Annotated in this window: 13 protein-coding genes; 7 read left to right on the plus strand and 6 right to left on the minus strand. The window is 38.6% G+C overall.

The features are described 5' to 3' along the window. Position 1: 1 nt before the first annotated feature. The 3 genes from tsaE to secA all read right to left on the minus strand — a co-directional run bounded on the left by tsaE (position 2) and on the right by secA (position 4,286). On the minus strand, positions 2–418 hold the full coding sequence (gene tsaE / locus Q0E71_RS00190) for a tRNA (adenosine(37)-N6)-threonylcarbamoyltransferase complex ATPase subunit type 1 TsaE (protein ID WP_294794034.1): 417 nt from the start codon (positions 416–418) through the stop codon (positions 2–4). A 1-nt stretch (position 419) separates the two neighbouring features. Continuing rightward, positions 420–1,524, minus strand: a protein-coding gene (gene prfB / locus Q0E71_RS00195) for a peptide chain release factor 2 (protein ID WP_294794036.1) whose coding sequence is annotated in 2 segments (ribosomal slippage) — positions 420–1,448 and positions 1,450–1,524 — 1,104 coding nt in all. Because the reading frame shifts where the segments join, the coding sequence is not laid out codon by codon here. After that, a complete protein-coding gene (secA, locus tag Q0E71_RS00200) occupies positions 1,524–4,286 on the minus strand; it encodes a preprotein translocase subunit SecA (RefSeq protein ID WP_294794038.1) in 2,763 nt (920 codons plus the stop codon). Before secA ends, prfB begins: the two co-directional genes overlap by 1 nt. Before the next feature lie 777 nt (positions 4,287–5,063). On the opposite strand from secA, the gene Q0E71_RS00205 reads away from it, so the two are divergent. The 7 genes from Q0E71_RS00205 (at position 5,064) to Q0E71_RS00235 (ending at position 11,514) form a co-directional block, all read left to right on the plus strand. Next, complete coding sequence (locus Q0E71_RS00205) at positions 5,064–6,002, plus strand: substrate-binding domain-containing protein (protein WP_294794041.1); 939 nt, start codon at positions 5,064–5,066, stop codon at positions 6,000–6,002. A gap of 69 nt (positions 6,003–6,071) precedes the next feature. Then, positions 6,072–6,938 carry a phosphate ABC transporter permease subunit PstC gene (gene pstC, locus Q0E71_RS00210; RefSeq protein WP_294794043.1) on the plus strand — a complete coding sequence of 289 codons (867 nt, stop codon included), beginning with the start codon at positions 6,072–6,074 and terminating at the stop codon, positions 6,936–6,938. Continuing rightward, positions 6,931–7,734: a phosphate ABC transporter permease PstA gene (gene pstA / locus Q0E71_RS00215; protein ID WP_294794045.1), complete on the plus strand. Its 804-nt coding sequence runs from the start codon at positions 6,931–6,933 to the stop codon at positions 7,732–7,734. Before pstC ends, pstA begins: the two co-directional genes overlap by 8 nt. Then, the gene (pstB, locus tag Q0E71_RS00220) at positions 7,734–8,486 is read left to right on the plus strand and encodes a phosphate ABC transporter ATP-binding protein PstB (protein WP_294794048.1); all 753 of its coding nucleotides are present in this window, start codon (positions 7,734–7,736) and stop codon (positions 8,484–8,486) included. The genes pstA and pstB overlap by 1 nt, the downstream gene beginning before the upstream one ends. 15 nt (positions 8,487–8,501) lie before the next feature. Then, on the plus strand, positions 8,502–9,158 hold the full coding sequence (phoU, locus tag Q0E71_RS00225) for a phosphate signaling complex protein PhoU (protein ID WP_294794050.1): 657 nt from the start codon (positions 8,502–8,504) through the stop codon (positions 9,156–9,158). A gap of 8 nt (positions 9,159–9,166) precedes the next feature. After that, complete coding sequence (locus Q0E71_RS00230; protein ID WP_294794052.1) at positions 9,167–9,838, plus strand: response regulator; 672 nt, start codon at positions 9,167–9,169, stop codon at positions 9,836–9,838. Next, the gene (locus Q0E71_RS00235; RefSeq protein WP_294794054.1) at positions 9,835–11,514 is read left to right on the plus strand and encodes an ATP-binding protein; all 1,680 of its coding nucleotides are present in this window, start codon (positions 9,835–9,837) and stop codon (positions 11,512–11,514) included. The genes Q0E71_RS00230 and Q0E71_RS00235 overlap by 4 nt, the downstream gene beginning before the upstream one ends. Before the next feature lie 457 nt (positions 11,515–11,971). On the opposite strand, the gene Q0E71_RS00240 is transcribed toward Q0E71_RS00235, so the two are convergent. The 3 genes from Q0E71_RS00240 to Q0E71_RS00250 form a co-directional block, all read right to left on the minus strand. Then, complete coding sequence (locus Q0E71_RS00240; protein WP_294794056.1) at positions 11,972–12,988, minus strand: CAMP factor family pore-forming toxin; 1,017 nt, start codon at positions 12,986–12,988, stop codon at positions 11,972–11,974. A gap of 25 nt (positions 12,989–13,013) precedes the next feature. Next, positions 13,014–14,702, minus strand: a complete 1,689-nt coding sequence (locus tag Q0E71_RS00245) for a CAMP factor family pore-forming toxin (protein WP_294794058.1) — start codon at positions 14,700–14,702, stop codon at positions 13,014–13,016. Positions 14,703–14,765: 63 nt separating this feature from the next. Beyond that, on the minus strand, positions 14,766–17,531 hold the full coding sequence (locus tag Q0E71_RS00250; RefSeq protein WP_294794060.1) for a lectin like domain-containing protein: 2,766 nt from the start codon (positions 17,529–17,531) through the stop codon (positions 14,766–14,768). Positions 17,532–17,859: the final 328 nt, after the last annotated feature.

Below are 17,859 nucleotides of genomic sequence, written 5' to 3' on the forward strand. Positions count from 1 at the left end.
TCTAATAATCAAAATTCGTTTCTAAAATTCGGCTCTCGCCGTCCTTAATTAGGCTTATCTTTTTCGCGTCTTTGAACTCATTCTCAATCGCTTCAGGCCACTCAATTAGGCTCACTGCGCCACCATCGTATAGGTAGTCATCAAGTCCAAGCGTATCTATGTCCATGGACTTTGTCAGTCTATATAAGTCAAAGTGGTATATCGCCATGCCCTCTGCCTTATAAACGTTCATTATGGCAAATGTCGGGCTTGTTACGTAGTCATCTGAACCAAGCGCCTTGACTATGGTCTTGGTGATGGTCGTTTTGCCGGCACCCATTTCCCCTTTTAAAAGAATTATGTCGCCTATATCAATTTTCTTCGCTATACGCTCGGCGGCGCGCCTTGTATCATCCAGTGTTTTCAGTACTTCTCTCATATTACGCCTCCCTCACGTGATCAAGGTAGGCGTATATAAACTTGTCGATGTCGCCGTCAATGACTTTTTGCACTTCGAAATTCTCTACATCTGTCCTATGGTCCTTGACAAGCATGTATGGATTGAAGATGTAGGAGCGGATTTGCGAGCCCCACGCAATCTGTGAGTAGTCGCCCGTAAGCTCATCTATGGTCTTTTTGCGCTCCTCTTCCTTCAGCTGAACAAGCTTGCCGTACAAAATACGAAGGGCTACCTCTTTGTTTTGCTTTTGGCTCCTTTCGTTTTGGCAAGTTGCGACCACGCCAGTCGGTATGTGCGTGATACGAACCGCTGAATCAGTGGTGTTGACGGATTGGCCGCCAGCGCCTTGTGAGCGGTAGTAGTCTATCTTTAAATCCTCTTCCTTTATATCTATAACAATATTTTCATCTATATCAGGGAAGACGTCGACCGAGGCAAAGCTTGTGTGCCTCTTCTTTTGCGCGTCGAAGGGCGATATCCTAACAAGTCTGTGAACCCCGCGCTCCGCCTTTAAAAAGCCATAGGCGTAGGCACCTAAAACCTTGAAATAAACACTTCTTATGCCGCCCTCGGTGTCCGCTAGATAGTCGATACACTCAAGTTTATACTCGTGATCGGCTGCCCATCTCGTGTACATGCGGTAGAGCATCTCCGCCCAGTCTTGAGCGTCGGTGCCGCCAGTACCTGCGTGTATCGATACGACCGCGCCATTCTTGTCATATTCGCCGTCAAGTAGCGTCCTCACCTTGAGTTCTTCGAGCGCCTTGTCTATTGACTCCGCCAAATCATGTAGAGCCTTGTAATTATCAGGCCTTTCCTCTTCGTAGAGCTCGATGTAGACAGCCATGTCCTCAAGATTTGATCCTATCTCCTCGTAGCTATTTAGAGGCGTAGTAACGTCTTTAAGCTCGTCTATTACCTTATCTGCCTTGTCCTTGTCGTCCCAGAATGACGGCTCGGCCATCTTCCTCTCAAGCTTCGTCTTAGTCTCTCTTAGACCATCAGCGTCAAAGATAGTCCCCTAACTTGATGTATCTCTCATTAAAATTCGCGTAATCTTCCTTATACTCTTGTAATGTCTTCATTACTCATTCCTTCCACAGCAGTTTTTGTACTTCTTGCCGCTTCCACATGGGCAAGGATCGTTCCTGCCAACTTTTTTAGTTTTTCTAACGTATGGCTTCTTCTTTTCGTCAGAACCCGCGCCTTCAAAACCTTCCTTTATATTCTTATTTTGCTCTCTTCTCTTAACCTTGCTTGGATCTTCAACGTGGAATAAAATCCTTAAAGTGTCTTCCTTGATCGCTTCATTCATCGCCTCGAACATGTCAAAGCCTTCAATTGCGTAGGCCCTAGCAGGGTCCTCTTGCGCCATGGACCTAAGTCCAATGCCTTGCTTCAACTGATCCATCGCGTCGATGTGATCCATCCACTTGTCGTCAACAACTTGTAGAAGCACGATTCTCTCTATCTCTCTGAACTTTTCAGGAGTAAATTCATTTTCCTTCGCTTCGTATTTTTTAAGCGCGTGCTCTGTAAGCATGTCAATTAGCTCATCCTTGAGAATGTCCTTAGTGTTTAGACCATCAATATCTTCTATATCTATATCGAAAATGGCCTTAAGGTGCATGAATAAGCTCTTGAAGTCCCAGTCGCCACAGTCTTCTTTTTCAAAAGTCATGGTATTTACAAAACCCGCTATGACATCCTTGATCATGGCAGTGATATTGTCCCTAAAATCAGCGCCTTCAAGGAGTTTCTTTCTCTCAGCGTAGATGACTTCCCTTTGCTTGTTCATTACATCATCGTACTTAAGAACGTGCTTTCTGATACCGTAGTTGTTTCCTTCGACCTTTCTTTGAGCCGACTCAATCAGCCTTGTCAATACTGGTGATTTTATCGAGTCGCCCTCAGGCATCTTCATCATGTCGATGGCGTTTTTAAATCTGTCGCCGCCAAATAGACGCATCAAGTCGTCTTCAGCAGATATATAGAATGTCGATGAACCGGGGTCACCTTGTCTGCCGGCACGACCACGGAGTTGATTGTCGATACGTCTTGACTCGTGTCTTTCAGTACCGATGATGTGTAAGCCGCCTGCATCAATAACCTTAGCCTTTTCCTCTTGAAGTTCCTTCTTATATTGTTCAACGTATTCGTCGTATTCTTTTCTATTCTTTAGTATTTCAGCATCCTTAGTGTCTTCATGCGAGTCAACTTGAGCCATCTCTTCCTCAGATAGACCCTTTCTTCTCATCGCTTGCTTTGCCATAAACTCAGGGTTACCGCCTAAGATGATGTCGGTACCACGGCCCGCCATGTTAGTCGCTATCGTAACTTGACCCAAACGGCCCGCTTGAGCAACTATTTCCGCTTCTTTGTCGTGGAACTTCGCGTTCAAGACCTCATGCTTGATGCCAGTCTTTTTAAGTAGTTTCGATAGTTCTTCCGACTTTTCTATGGATATAGTTCCGACTAGAACCGGTTGTCCAGTAGCGTGTCTAGCCTTGATATCATCAATAACAGCGCCGAATTTCTCAGCCTCAGTCCTATAAATCTCGTCAGGATTGTCTTGTCTAATAACCGGCTTGTTAGTCGGTATCTCAATAACGTCCATGTGGTAGATGTCTTGAAATTCCTCTTCTTCAGTCTTTGCAGTACCAGTCATACCCGAAAGTTTCTTGTACATTCTAAAGTAGTTTTGGAAAGTTATAGTCGCCAAAGTCTTCGACTCGCTCCTAACCTCAAGGCCTTCCTTCGCCTCAATTGCTTGATGTAGACCATCCGAGTAGCGTCTACCAAACATCAAACGGCCAGTAAACTCGTCAACGATGATGATCTCGCCATCTTTCACAACATAGTCCTTGTCCTTCTTCATAAGACTTCTAGCCTTCATCGCTTGATTAATATGGTGAATGATCTCCATATTCTCAATGTCAGAGAGGTTTTCAACCTTGAAAAATTCCTCCGCCTTCTTAGTTCCAAGCTCTGTTAATAGCACAGAACGGTCCTTTTCGTTGACAACGTAGTCCTTAGTCTCTTCCTCCTCTTCCTCTTGCTTAACAAACCTGTCAAGAGGGTCCACGTGCTCGTCAGGGTCTTGAATTCTGACCGATAGACGCGATACAAAAGTCTTTGCAAGCTCATAAAGATCAGTAGATTTGTCACCTTGACCAGAAATGATTAAAGGCGTTCTCGCCTCATCTATTAAAATAGAGTCCACTTCGTCGACAATCGCGTAGTTTAGCTCCCTTTGCACCATATTTTCCTTGTAGATAACCATGTTGTCCCTTAAGTAGTCGAAACCGAATTCATTGTTAGTACCATAAGTTATGTCAGATGCGTAAGCTATTTTCCTATCTTCCTTAGGCATGTCGTGCACAATGCAGCCGACAGATAGACCAAGATATTCAAAAACCTTGCCCATCCAGTCCCTGTCACGCTTAGCAAGGTAGTCGTTTACAGTAACGATGTGTACACCCTTGCCCTCAAGCGCATTTAAGTAAGCCGGCATAGTCTCAACCAAAGTCTTACCTTCACCAGTTTTCATCTCAGCGATGCGGCCTTGATGCAAAATGATGCCGCCTTCGACTTGCACCCTGTATGGCGTCATGCCTAGAACCCTCTTAGAAGCTTCCCTAACAGTCGCAAACGCCTCCGGCAAAATGTCATCAAGCGTTTCGCCGCCCTTAAGTCTTTCCTTTAATTTATTAGTATTATCCTTTAATTCCTCGTCCGATAGCTTAGAGTATTCATCCTCCAAAGCCATAACCTCTTCAACTTGTGATTTGTTCTTTTTAATAGCCCTATCAGAAGTAGAGCCAAATATTTTTGAGAATAATCCCATATCTTCACCTTCTTTAAATTACTTCACCCTTTATTATACCCGATAATAGAATAAAATTCAAGAACTTGGAAAATATTTTATGAGTAATAGCCCTCGCCACGCGCATGGCCTTGCCCCTTCAGTTGATTTTGTTTGGCAAATGGCGGGCAGATGGTATACGCCGTGCAAATGGTATATGACGAGCGATTGATTTTTTTACTTATAATTCTCTTCCTATATATATACTTCTCTTCCTATTATATATAGGCAAAGAGATATTAATTGAAAAAACGTTTTACACGCAAAACGACTTTTGCTAAATGTGTTTTTATTGAACTATGACTTTTTAGAAAATTGATTTTCACGAGCGCAGCCTTCGGAATAAATTGCTATTAGTGAGAAAAGATATGTTCCAAAAGCAGCGCATTGAGACAAATTGCTTCAATTGCTTTGCGAAGGACGACGGCCATAAATCCATCTAGTGAAGCGTAGCGTAACGAATATGGATTTATAGTCGGACAAGCTTAGCAATTGTCAATTTGTTGAACTAAGCTGCATGGAACTATCTTTTCGATGTGCAAGCGAAGGAAAACAATTTTCGATGTACAATTACTTTCCGTTCATATCGCCTCCATTTGTAAAGTTTATTTTACATTCGCAAGACCATTTTCGTAAAAATCAAAAAAAATTTAGTGATTTTACATATTTTACATAATCTTTACAAAATTAATATACATTCTTAACACAAGGCCACTATAATCAACTTGTAAAAATCATTTAAAGGAGTGTTATTTAAAAATGACAAAAAAATTAATTTCATTATTGCTAGTACTTGTATTAGCATTCTCTCTAGTAGCTTGCTCTAAGGGTGACGACAAGCCAGCTGAAACAGCTACTGAAACAAAAACAGAAGACACAAAGACTGAAGAAAAAACTGAAGAAAAAGCACCTGAAGCTTCTAACGAAACTATCACTGTAATCTCAAGAGAAGACGGTTCTGGTACTAGAGGAGCTTTCATCGAAATCGCTGGTATCGAAGAAAAAGACGGAGATACTAAGGTTGACAAAACTACTGTTGACGCTGTTGTTCAAAAATCTACTAACGCTGTGCTAATGACTGTTAACGGTGACAAGAACGCAATCGGTTACATCTCTTTAGGATCTTTAAACGATAGCGTTAAGGCTGTTAAGGTTGAAGGCGTTGAAGCTACTGCTGATGACGTTCTTGACGGTTCATACAAGATCGCAAGACCATTCAACATTGTTTACAAGGGCGAACTTGATGGACTTAAGAAAGACTTCGTAGACTTTATGATGTCTAAAGAAGGTCAAGACATGGTTCTTGAAAACAAATACGTTCAAGTTGACACTGCAGCTCCTGAATACAAACAAAATTCTCAATCAGGTAAGCTTGTAGTTGGTGGATCAACATCTGTTACTCCACTTATGGAAAAATTCGCTGAAAAATACATGGAAATGTATCCAGACGTTAAGATTGAAATCCAATCAACTGGATCATCTGCTGGTATCCAAGCAGCTATCGAAGGTGCAGCTGATTTAGGTATGGCATCAAGAGACGTTTCTGATGAAGAAAAGGCTGAATTAAATAACATAGTTATCGCTAAAGACGGTATCGCTGTTATAGTTAACAATGAAAATGCAATCGAAGATTTAACTCTTGATCAAATCAAAGGCATCTTCGTAGGCGATATCAAAACTTGGGGAGATATTAAATAATTTAGACTAAAACAAAATTTCTTGAGGAGGGCCAGATTTGAGCCCTCCATAATTTTATAAGGAGTAATTATGAATAAAAATTTTAAAGAGAATTTCATGAAGTATTTCTTCTTTGTCATCTCTCTAATATCTGTCTTTGCTCTTTTACTTATATGCTACTTCATTTTTTCTGAAGGCATTCCCTTTGTAAAAGAGTACGGACTAAAAGCATTTTTATTTGGCAAAGTATGGGCTCCTAGGAACGTTCCCGCATCTTACGGTATCGTGTCAATGGTAGTTGGCTCAGTGTATACAACGCTCGGCGCGATCATCATAGGTCTGCCTATAGGTTTACTTACAGCCATATATATGGCTTTCTATTCCAATAAAAAAGCATACAAAATACTGGAGCCAGCTGTTCAGCTAATGGCGGGCATCCCTTCAATAGTATATGGTTTCTTTGCCCTTGTAGTTATTGTGCCACTTGTAAGAAAAAGTTTTGGCGGTGACGGCATGAATATAATAACGGCTTCCCTACTTCTAGGAATAATGATACTTCCAACTATAATCTCCATTTGCGAGGCATCATTAAGGGCCGTCCCAAAAGCCTTCTTCCAAGGTTCAGTAGCACTCGGCGCAAGTAAAGAAATAAGCATATTTAAAGTCGTTGTACCTGCTGCAAAGAGCGGAATCATCTCCTCTTTCATCTTAGGTATAGGTAGAGCGATTGGTGAAACTATGGCTGTTTACTTAATTGCGGGTAATCAGCCTAGAATCCCAGGCTCCATTACACAAGGGGTTAGAACACTTACTACAAATATAGTTATAGAGATGGCATACGCTACACCAAAGCATAGACAAGGACTTATCGCAACTGCCATGGTCCTATTCATCTTCATTTTGGTAATTAACACTATATTCTACTTTATAAAAGGAAGTGAAAAGAATTATGAGTAAATTTTTGAAAATATTAATCAAAGTCGCTGCCTACTTCACATTGGCGACGCTTATCTTCATAATCCTTTACATCTCCGTCAATGGTCTACCAAATTTAAAGCCGTCGTTATTTGCACTTAAGTACACAACTGAGAACGTATCGATGCTGCCAAGCTTAATTGTAACGCTTGTAGTAGTTATACTCACTTTACTAGTTGCTGTGCCTATAGGCGTAGCGAGCGCCATCTACCTAAGTGAATACTCGAAGAAAGGCTCAAAGATTGTTAAGATCATTAGGCTTGGTACTGAGTCACTTGCAGGTATCCCGTCTATCATCTACGGTCTATTTGGTATGATCTTTTTCGTATATGAACTGCAAATGCAATATTCGATCATGGCCTGTGTATTAACCGCCATCATCATGGTACTGCCAATAATTATAAGAACGTCGGAAGAAGCGATACTAGCTGTGCCTGACTCATTTAGAAAGGCATCCTTTGGTCTAGGCGCGGGAAAGCTATCGACGATATTCAAAGTAGTTTTACCTCCAGCTATGAACGGAATTTTGGCGGGTATCATACTTTCTATAGGTAGAATCGTCGGCGAAACTGCTGCATTTATCTACACTCTAGGTACTGCGACTGCCATGCCAAAGGCGCTTAACGAATCAGGAAGAACGCTTGCCCTACACATGTACGTACTAAGTGACGAGGGCTTCCACGTTGAAGCAAGTTTTGCAACTGCCTTTGTTTTACTGATTGTAGTTGTAATTATCAATATGCTTTCAACAAAATTATCAAGAAAGGTTATGAAATAATGAATAAAATTGAAGTTAAAAACGTTGACCTCTTTTATGGTGATTTTCAGGCGCTAAAGAATGTGTCTATGGATATGCCGGAGAATAAAATCACGGCTTTCATTGGCCCATCTGGCTGTGGTAAATCAACACTATTAAAGAGTTTAAATAGAATGAATGATCTTGTCGATGGAGTAAAAATCACTGGCGAAATCACTTTGGATGGCGAGGACATCTACGCTCCAAAAGTTGATGTTAACGAGCTTCGTAAGAGGGTCGGCATGGTTTTTCAACAACCAAACCCATTTAGCATGTCTATCTACGATAACATTGCCTATGGTCCTCGTGTTCACGGAATCAAGAAGAAAAAGGACCTTGACATCATCGTAGAAAGGTCACTGCAAGGTGCGGCTCTTTGGGACGAAGTAAAGGATAAACTAAAGAGAAACGCTCTGCAAATATCTGGTGGCCAACAACAAAGGCTTTGCATAGCAAGGGCGCTAGCTGTTGAACCGGAAGTTTTGTTAATGGACGAACCAACATCGGCTCTTGACCCAATATCGACATCGAAAATCGAAGAATTATGCGACTCACTTAAGGACCGCTACACCATCGTCATCGTGACTCACAACATGCAACAAGCGGGTCGTATATCGGACTACTGCTCCTTCTTCTTTGAAGGCGAAATCATCGAATCAGATGTAACGAGCACCATTTTCCAAAATCCAAAAAATAAAAAGACTGAAGACTATATCACTGGTAGATTCGGTTAAAAAAGGGGTATAATCATGGTAAGAACAAGATACATTAATGAATTAGAAAATTTAAAGAATGAAATCATTTTATATAGTGCTATCGTTGAAAAGATGCTGATGGACATGAAGGTGACTATAGAGATGGCTGCGGAAGGCGCTGAGATCAAGGATCAGCTTAATGAGATCGCGAACAAAGAGGACGAGATCCGTGAGTTTGGCAGAAACATCGAGACTCTTTGTCTTAAGATCATGTCGACTCAACAACCGGTTGCGAAGGATTTAAGGTTTGTTTCGTCTACTTTAAATATCATCAGAAGCGTTGAAAAGATCGGCGACCATGTCATTGAAATCACTGGCTTATTTAATTTTGTAAGCATCGGCGAGGACTTCACTGAAGAGATTTTGGATATGTGCCTATCGACTAAGAAGATGTTAAAGAGCGCGATTGACGCCTTTATCACAGGCGATTTGGAAGAGAGCTACAAGGTCATCGCCTCTGACGACAAGATCGACGCTTTATTCCACCACATAATGAACGAGGTCGTTGACAAGATTGGCGAGAGCAAAGAGGACGCTTTAAGGCTTATAGACATCATACAAATTGCGAAGTACTTCGAAAGAATCGGCGACAATGCTGAATCTATCGCGGACTGGAGCGTATTTTCAATCACTTCTAAGCACTATGAGTAGGAGGAGCTATGATATATATAGTTGAAGACGACAGGAGCATTAGGGACCTAGTCCTATATGCACTGCACAATGAAAATTACAAGGCTGAAGGCTTTGAAAATGCTGATGAGTTCTTCGCAAGAGTGAAAAAAGAAGTGCCAACGCTAGTTATGCTCGACATCATGCTACCTGGCACGAGCGGACTTGAAATACTTGATCAAATGAAAAGGGATGCCGCACTAAAGAACATCCCCGTAATTATGCTAACAGCTAAGACTACTGAGTTTGACAAGATTACTGGGCTTGATAGAGGCGCCGATGACTACATCACAAAGCCATTTAGCGTACTTGAGCTCTTGGCAAGGGTCAGAGCCCTTCTTAGACGCAGTAAAGTCAATGCGGGCGACATACTTGACTACGCCGGCATCAGACTCGACTACGATAAAAGAACCGCAACAGTCGATGGCGAGCCCATCTCCCTTACTTATAAAGAGTTTGAGCTACTATACTTTTTACTATCAAACCCAAATATCGTCCTAACAAGAGACAGGATTATAGAGAAGATCTGGGGCTACGATTTTGAAGGAGAGACAAGAACCGTTGACGTTCACATCGCCTCGATCAGGTCCAAGATTGAGCCGTATCAAGGCATTATCAAGACTATCAGAAGCCTTGGCTACAAGGTTGGTGACGAAAAGTGAAGAAAAAATTAAACATCACCTACGCCATTTGCTTTTTTCTAGCAATATTAATATCTGTCTCGCTAACAGTTTTTATAACATATAAAAATACAAGCGCAAACGATCTTAGAGACCTTCAAGACGAATTGAAACTCGCTTCGCAAATGGATGTAGAGAGCATAGAAAAGGTCGGCACATTTAGTAACAATATCCGCGCAACTGTAGTAGATCCAAGTGGTACAGTCATCTATGACAACTTCTCTGACCCATCGACTATGGAGAACCATGCGGCTAGAAAAGAGATTAAAGAAGCCTTAGCTGGCGACGTCGGCAAAGACGTGAGACTATCCAACACACTTAATAAGGACACATACTACTACGCTAGTTTAATGAGTGACGGCAATGTAATAAGGCTATCAAAGCAAACAGAATCAATACTTGGATCATTTATGAAAGTAGTTCCACTAATACTACTTATGTCAATTCTACTCATCCTAGTGCTTTTACTAATCAACAAAAAACTAGTAGACAAACTGCTTTTGCCTATCGATTACGCTGCAGAACACTTACACAGAGACGATTTCAATACAGCTAAGATAGATGTATACGACGAATTAAGTCCATTCATAAGGACTATAGAGAGAAAAAATAAAGACATCAAAGGATATATAGAAAGCCTTGAAACTAAGGAATCAACAGTAAATGAGATACTTAGGAACATGAACGAAGGCTTGGTGCTTATAGATACTGATCTAAAGGTCGTTCAGCTCAACGACGCATCAAAGAAGCTATTTAAGTCAAATATGCAAACAGATTATACGGGCATGGACGTCGTTAGGCTAACAAGGAGCCAAGAGGTTTCGACTAGACTAAATGATTTGATTCAAACGCACAAATCATCGAGCTTCGAGATCATGGTCGACGAAGACAACCTAAAGATATATCTTTCACCAATTGAGAATGGCAATGCCCTTACAGGCATCATCATGCTAGTTCTGGACGTAAACGACGAGAAAAAGGCCGAAAAGCTAAGACGCGAATTCTCCGCGAACGTTTCACACGAGCTAAAGAGCCCATTGACATCGATATCAGGCTACGCCGAGCTAATTAAGAACGGCATGGTTAAGGAAGAAGACATCAAGAAGTTCTCCGGCATCATCTTTGACGAAGCAGGTCAAATGCTGCGCTTGATCGATAACATCATCATGATATCGAAGCTAGACGAAAGACCACAGCTAAAGAGCGAGGAAGAAGTTTCGATTAAAGACACCATAGACAATATATTAGAGCTATATAAAGGCAAAATCGACGCGAAGAACTTAACAGTCGAGAGCCATATTGAAGAAGGTCTTAAGAAAAATGTGCCGCTTGGCATGCTTTCAGAGCTTTACAGAAACCTAATTTCAAACGCTATCAAGTACAATAAAGATGGCGGAAAAATCACAATATCCGTCGAAAGGCGCGGGGACAATATCATAAGCAAAATTTCAGACACAGGCATCGGCCTTGAGAAAGACGAAATCCCTCGTATATTCGAGCGCTTCTACATGGTCGATAAAGGAAGAAATAGAAATACAAACTCAACAGGCCTTGGTCTATCCATAGTGAAACATATTGTGGAAGATATGGGTGGATCGATTGATGTTAATAGTACTGTCGGCGAAGGAACTACTTTTAAAGTGATCTTTGGTATATAAGTTCACATTCAAGTGAGCCCTTGAACTCGCTTGCTCTGCGAAGTCCCATGGTCATAGTAGAATCCAGGGTAATTAGAGAAAAGTTAGTGAATAAAGTAATATTTATAATGAATATTTAAAATCAAGCGAGCCTAATCAATAAAAAATAAACAGACTATAAAAAATGAAAGCTGTGAGAAAAAATTCTCACAGCTTTTTTGTCTTCCTATTATATATATAATAGCAAGCAAAGGAAAGCCGTAAGTTTAATCAAATCGACGTTCGCTATGCTCCGTCTCTTTGTAAACTCTGGCATTAGGCATGCATAGTCAATCGAACATCGCTAACACTCGTTCTCTTGGTGCATGGACTTAACAATTTTCGATGTGCAAATTGAATGCAAAATTAAAGAGAGCCTATATAATAAAATATAAGACTCTCTCATATAATTGCTATTAAATATTATTAAAACTATTAACTAGTTTCTAGGACCCATGTCAAGAAGCATTCTGATTGTATCAATCATTTCTTGTACTTGTCTTGATGATGCTCTTGATTGAAGAAGTAACTTACTTGCTGCATCTATAGCATCTCCTAATTCTTTTCTCTTGTCCCCATGTCTTCTTGCTTTTCTCGCAAGGTTTCTGTGTTCTCTAAGATCTTTCTTTTCAGTTGAAGTAATTCTGTGGTCACTTTGCAATTGTGCAATTGCTTTACCTACTGCTGCATCTAGCATATCTGATGCTTCGTAGATTTCTCTAACTGTTGATTGTGGTCTAAGTCTTATAGAAGTAACTTCTCTTATAACTTTATTTAGGTCATCTAAAACATACTTAGGAGCTTCTTTAAGGTCTGTTCTGTAAAGTGCTCTTGCTTTAACTAGCTTATGATCAAGATCGCTTCTAACATAAAGGTTAGCTGTATCGTTGTTTGTTAAATCTGGATATCCTATAAGTTTTGCTTTTAAAGCTTCAAATTCAGCCATATAAGCCTTCATATCGTCAACTGTGTGGAATGGGCTTACTGCAATTACTAAACCTTGGAATACATATTCAGCAATTTCTACATGTGCTTGGTCAACTTTATATCTTAGTGTTGTTGTTGCAAATCTCATTGCTACACATAGTCTTCCAACTAGCATAAGTCTTTGAGGAATTGAAGATAAATCATAGATTTGTGAGAATCCCATACCAATTCCGCCAACGGCTTCAGGTGAGCAAGAATTTTCAATATTTAGTTCTAATTCATCAGTTTTTTCATTGAAATTCTTAATCATTTCTTTGTGAGTATCATTATATGGAGTGATATCTTTTGCATCGTCTCTTATAGCTTGAACTTGTCTTTTATAAACTTCTAAATCATTTACATCGATTTCGATGTCGCCGTCTTCGATAACTTCTTCGTCATCATTAATTATTTGTGCTTGCGCAACTGTTCCTAACACTGTATTAAACATTAATATTAATGCTAAGAAAATTGACATTAATTTTTTCATTATTTTGTCTCCTTTCAATTATAGACTATCTATATGAGAAATCTAGTTCTCTTACTTGATCTTTTATTGTAACTTTTGCGTGGAAGTTTTTTAACCAAACATAGAATTCAAATCCGTTAAATTTAACTCTACCTTTTCCTTGGTTCATATATACTTTCTTTGTTAAAGTCTTATCTCCAGAAGTAACTTCAACAGTCATATAACCGTTGTATCCTCTTCCATTTTTTAAAGCTTCTACTTCTATAGTAAATATGCCGGCTCTTCTTTGAGTGTTTTCTACACTTATAATTTCAATTTCAGCTTCTTTTGCTTTTTCTTTTACTTGTACATAAACTGATCCCATAATTCCATTTTCTGAAGCAGCAAATATTTTTATAAGACCTGGATGAAGTGCTCTTACAATTCCTGTAGTTTTGTCAACGTCTGCTATAGTATCGTTTTCAGAAGTATATGATAATGATTTATTGACAGCTTCTACTGGATAAACAAGTGCTTGAGCTGATAAATCATAAGTTTCTCCAACTGTCATAACAATCTTATCTGTAGCAAAGTCAACGCTTTTCACTTCAGTCTTGTCATGTTGTATAGGTGGTTCATCGTCATGTCCTGGAGCTGGATCTAATTCAAATCCGTAATTTTGTCCTGTAGCTTGTAATGGTGGAATTTGATCCATGTATCCGCCTTGTTCAACAACGTATAATGTAAATTTTCCTTGAACGTTGTTATCCTTAGCAATTACTATGATTTCTGTTGAGCCTGTTCTTTGAGGAATTATTTCCCCTGCACTTACTCTTGCAATATATGGATTAGCTGAGTATATAATTACGTCTTTATTTTTTACTTCATTAGGGAATATAACTGGTCTAATTCTTGTTTTCTTATCGATTGTGATGTATCCAGCTTCACCTTCCATGAATTCAATTCTTTCTACTCTAATTTTTGGTCCAGTAATCTTTTCCATTTCAACATGAACTTTTTCAATTTGAGAATCAAGTTCTCCGCAAGTTACATCTAGTCTCCACCACATTCTTGAGCCTTCGTCTATGGCCTCTTTAAGTGGTCTTGCTCTGAATTGTTTAGTTACTCTGTTTTGGCTATTGTAAACTCTTCTTGCCTCAGATAGTTCTCTACTAAAAGCAGCTTTCTTGTAAATAGTTGCTATGTCCTCAGGTCTAAGATCTGGATATTGAAGTAATTCTTCTTGAAGTGCTTCAAATCTTTCCATGTACTCAATGATTTGTCCTTCGCTTGCAAATGGATTGACTACATATAGTATACCTGTTAAGATATATTCTGCAATCTTAGTGTGTGCAGCTACAACTTTATTAGAAAGTTCTGTAGTTGCGAATCTAATAGCACGACCCAATCTAATAAGAAGTTGGATTCTTACAGGAATAGTTGTAAGATCATATACAGATCCTTCCCCAATACCTACTGCGCCTGCTACCTTTTCTTCGCTTATTTCAAGCTCTCTGTTGATGTCTTTAGCAGCTTCATGATATTTATCAAGAAGTTCCTTTTCATCATCATTCTTTGGTTCAATATCTTGAACGCTTTGAACCGCGTTTTTAATATCGACCTTTAAATCAGAAATTTCTAAAAGCACAGCTTCTTTTTCTGATTCAGCTTTAGCAATGTTTCCAAAAGGGCCCATTGTTGTTACTAAGATTGCCAACATAAGGACAAATGATAGTACATTTTTTAGTTTTTTCATTAGTAAACCTCCCTTTTACTTTTATTTATATAACTGGCTGTAGCCAGATATATCATATTGATTTTACTCAAATTTGAAGTACAATTCTCTACTTACATCCCCAACTGTAAGAGTAGCTACAAATTCTTTTTTAGATATTGCAAATGAAAAACCAGAATATTGTCTTAATAGTTTTCCATCAACAACCCTAAGAGTATCAGTTAATTCTCGTCCCTCAAGAGCATTAACTGTTAGTGTTGCTTCACCTGTATAAGGCTTCCCATCAGCTTCTATATATGCTTCAACTCTAAATATTCCAGCTTTTCTTTCTGTATTTGTTAATGAAATAATATTAATCTCATTCATTTTTTCTGGTATCATATCGCCAAAATATATAGTTTTTTCTTTGTCTCTTACTTTTATAGTTGCTTCAAATGCTTTTCTTGATATCGCAAAGTCACCGCCTAAAAATTTAGTTTTTACTTTGCCAGCATTGAAGTAAACTGTTCTTTCTTTTACTCTGTCCCCACTTCTTACTGTAATTTTAGCTGGCCCATTGTACGGTCTTGCATCAACGGTTGCTTCGGCATATAATCTGAATATGCCAGCCTTTCTTTCAGAATTTGTAAAACTAACAATTTCAATTACTTGAGCGCCTTTATCTGGTGCTACCTTTACTTTAAAAACAGTCTTTAAATTATTATCAGTCATAACTGTTATATTAGCAGTTCCAACGCTTCTAGCAACTAATACTCCATCAGGTCTTGCCTCTACAACATTTGGTTTATCTGAATAATATATAAAGTTTCTCTTTGCAGTTTCTGGATAAGTTCCTACAAGTGGCTCAAGATTAAAATCAGTACCCTCAGTGATTATTTCGGATTGTTGCTTCATATATAATGATATAGCTACATTTGGATCTAATTCAGGTTTTATAGGGTCAGCTTCTTTGTCATCAGGTATTTCTGGCTCATCAGGTTCTTCCGGATCTGGTTCAGGAACATAATCATTATTTCCTATAACTTCAATCTTTTCTCTTCCTGGAACCCTTATACCTGGATTAACAACTTGTATATTAAATCTTTTTTCTAAAGTTCCGTCCTTAGTTTTTATAAATACATTAGTATTTCCTGTAGATACTGGATAAAGTATACCACCTTCTTTAAAGACAGCAACATTTTTATCCATAGTGCCAAAAACTAGCTCTACATCATCTGCATTTGCAGGTTCTAAAGTATATCTTAGTATACCTTTCTTGTCAATCTCGATAACTCCTTGGCTACCTTGAGTAAAGACTATATCTCTTAATTTTACTTTTCCATCTATGGTTATATCAGTTCCACTATCATCAACTTCATCTAAATCTTTTTCAGGAACTTCGTCGCCAGTTGTTGTGATTGCTTTGATACAAAAGTTTGCATTTGCTAGTGTTCCTGTTAAGTCAGTCCAACCGCTACCTGATTTTGAGTAGTACGATTGACCTGGAGCTGCCACTGCTTTTGATGTGTAGCCTTCAATTCTTGATTCAATAGCAAGCGGTGTATTGTTCTTAGATTTTGTCGAGTTCATATAAACGATTACAGAAAATTGTTCACCTTCTTCGAGTTGCTGTGGTGTTATGTCTATTGTATAATAACCTGGATATAATATAGTTCCTTCAGCAACTTTTATTCTCTCATCTGATAATTGAGATGTTTTATTTACATGTCTTACAACATATATTTCATAGTCAGTTTGATTAGCAACATTAAATACGCCAACTTCATGAAGAAGCTCCTTATATTTAGCCGTATAAATATTAGCCATATATCCTTCGCCCTTAAAGCCGACAGATCTTGTTGCTCCTAGCGGATCATATTGATGAATAATTCCTCTTAAATCTTTTTTCTTTGGAATAAAAACAGTTGGACTCTTTCCTATAAATCCATCGTAATAAGAAACATAGTAATAACCAGACTCCATATACTTAGTTCCCCAAGAGTTTTTACAAATCCAAGCACCATTTCCTGGCGCATTTTGAGTAAATGCAGATGCGGGGAAAGTATCGTCCCATCCAACTATAGTTACAGCGTGGTTAGTTGAGCCATGACCTGGGTTATACATAGAGTTTGTGTTTTTGTTTTCATAGTAAGAAGTAGAATTAACTGTAGTATAAACCCCGCCATATTCATTGATAGCCCACTTAATATTGTCGATCTCGTTGATGTTTGTAACGTCTGGAAGGTAGATAACTTTGTCAATGTCTAAAACTCTTCTTAAGTCCTTCTTTGAAACAGTTATAACTGGATCATAAGGATCATCATCTTCATCTATAGGTCCCTTGCCGCTTGCTAAGTATGCAGCTGCCATATCACGGTTACCGCCCTTTTCAGCAGACCAGTCAAAATCGTGCATGTTTCTTAAGTGTTTTTCACTAAAATCATATAGGCCTTTCTTTTGTCTTAATAATATGGATTCCATAGATCCATATGTAGCGAATGCCCAGCACGAACCATTTTGTCCTTGATCCTTAACTGGAGATACCATGCCAGATTGCCTTAAATCAAATTTAGCTGGATAAAACTTTGGTGCTCTTAAAGCTTTTGTTCTTAGGCTTGGAGCAATAACTTTTGTTTCTACCTTTAAAGGCGCACTACTCAAATCATCCCCATCGAAGTCTTCATTGATTTCGCTTATTTCTAATGAAAAATCTTCCTCATTATCATCCGGAACCAAAACTGTTTCTTCAATGTTGTCATCAAATTCTAAGCCGTCAAAGTTTTGTGCCTTAGATAAGTTTGGAAGATTGCTTGTCAATATTAAACATAAAACTAAAAGAAAAACTAAGTTTCTAAATTTTTTCCTCTCCATTGATATCCTCTCCTCTCTTTATATTTTTACACGTGAATGTAAACAAGATAAAATATTTTTTGTAGAAATTATAATTTATATAAAATATTTAATTTATTTTTTTCAAAAAATTATAATTTGATAGAAATATTTAATTCATTATACATCGTTTTGCAAGTTATTTTTATTTTATTGCACAATTTCTTCTTTTTGTACTAAAAAATAATACTTTAGTATTAGTTTTTCAAGACTATTATAAAGTTTTCTTATAGAAAACGCTGTTTTCATAAAAATTTTTGAATAGTTAAAATCATTGTAATGCGATAAAATTTGTGCTATAATCAATCAA

The organism is uncultured Fenollaria sp. (genome assembly GCF_934202865.1).
Lineage (GTDB): Bacteria > Bacillota > Clostridia > Tissierellales > Peptoniphilaceae > Fenollaria.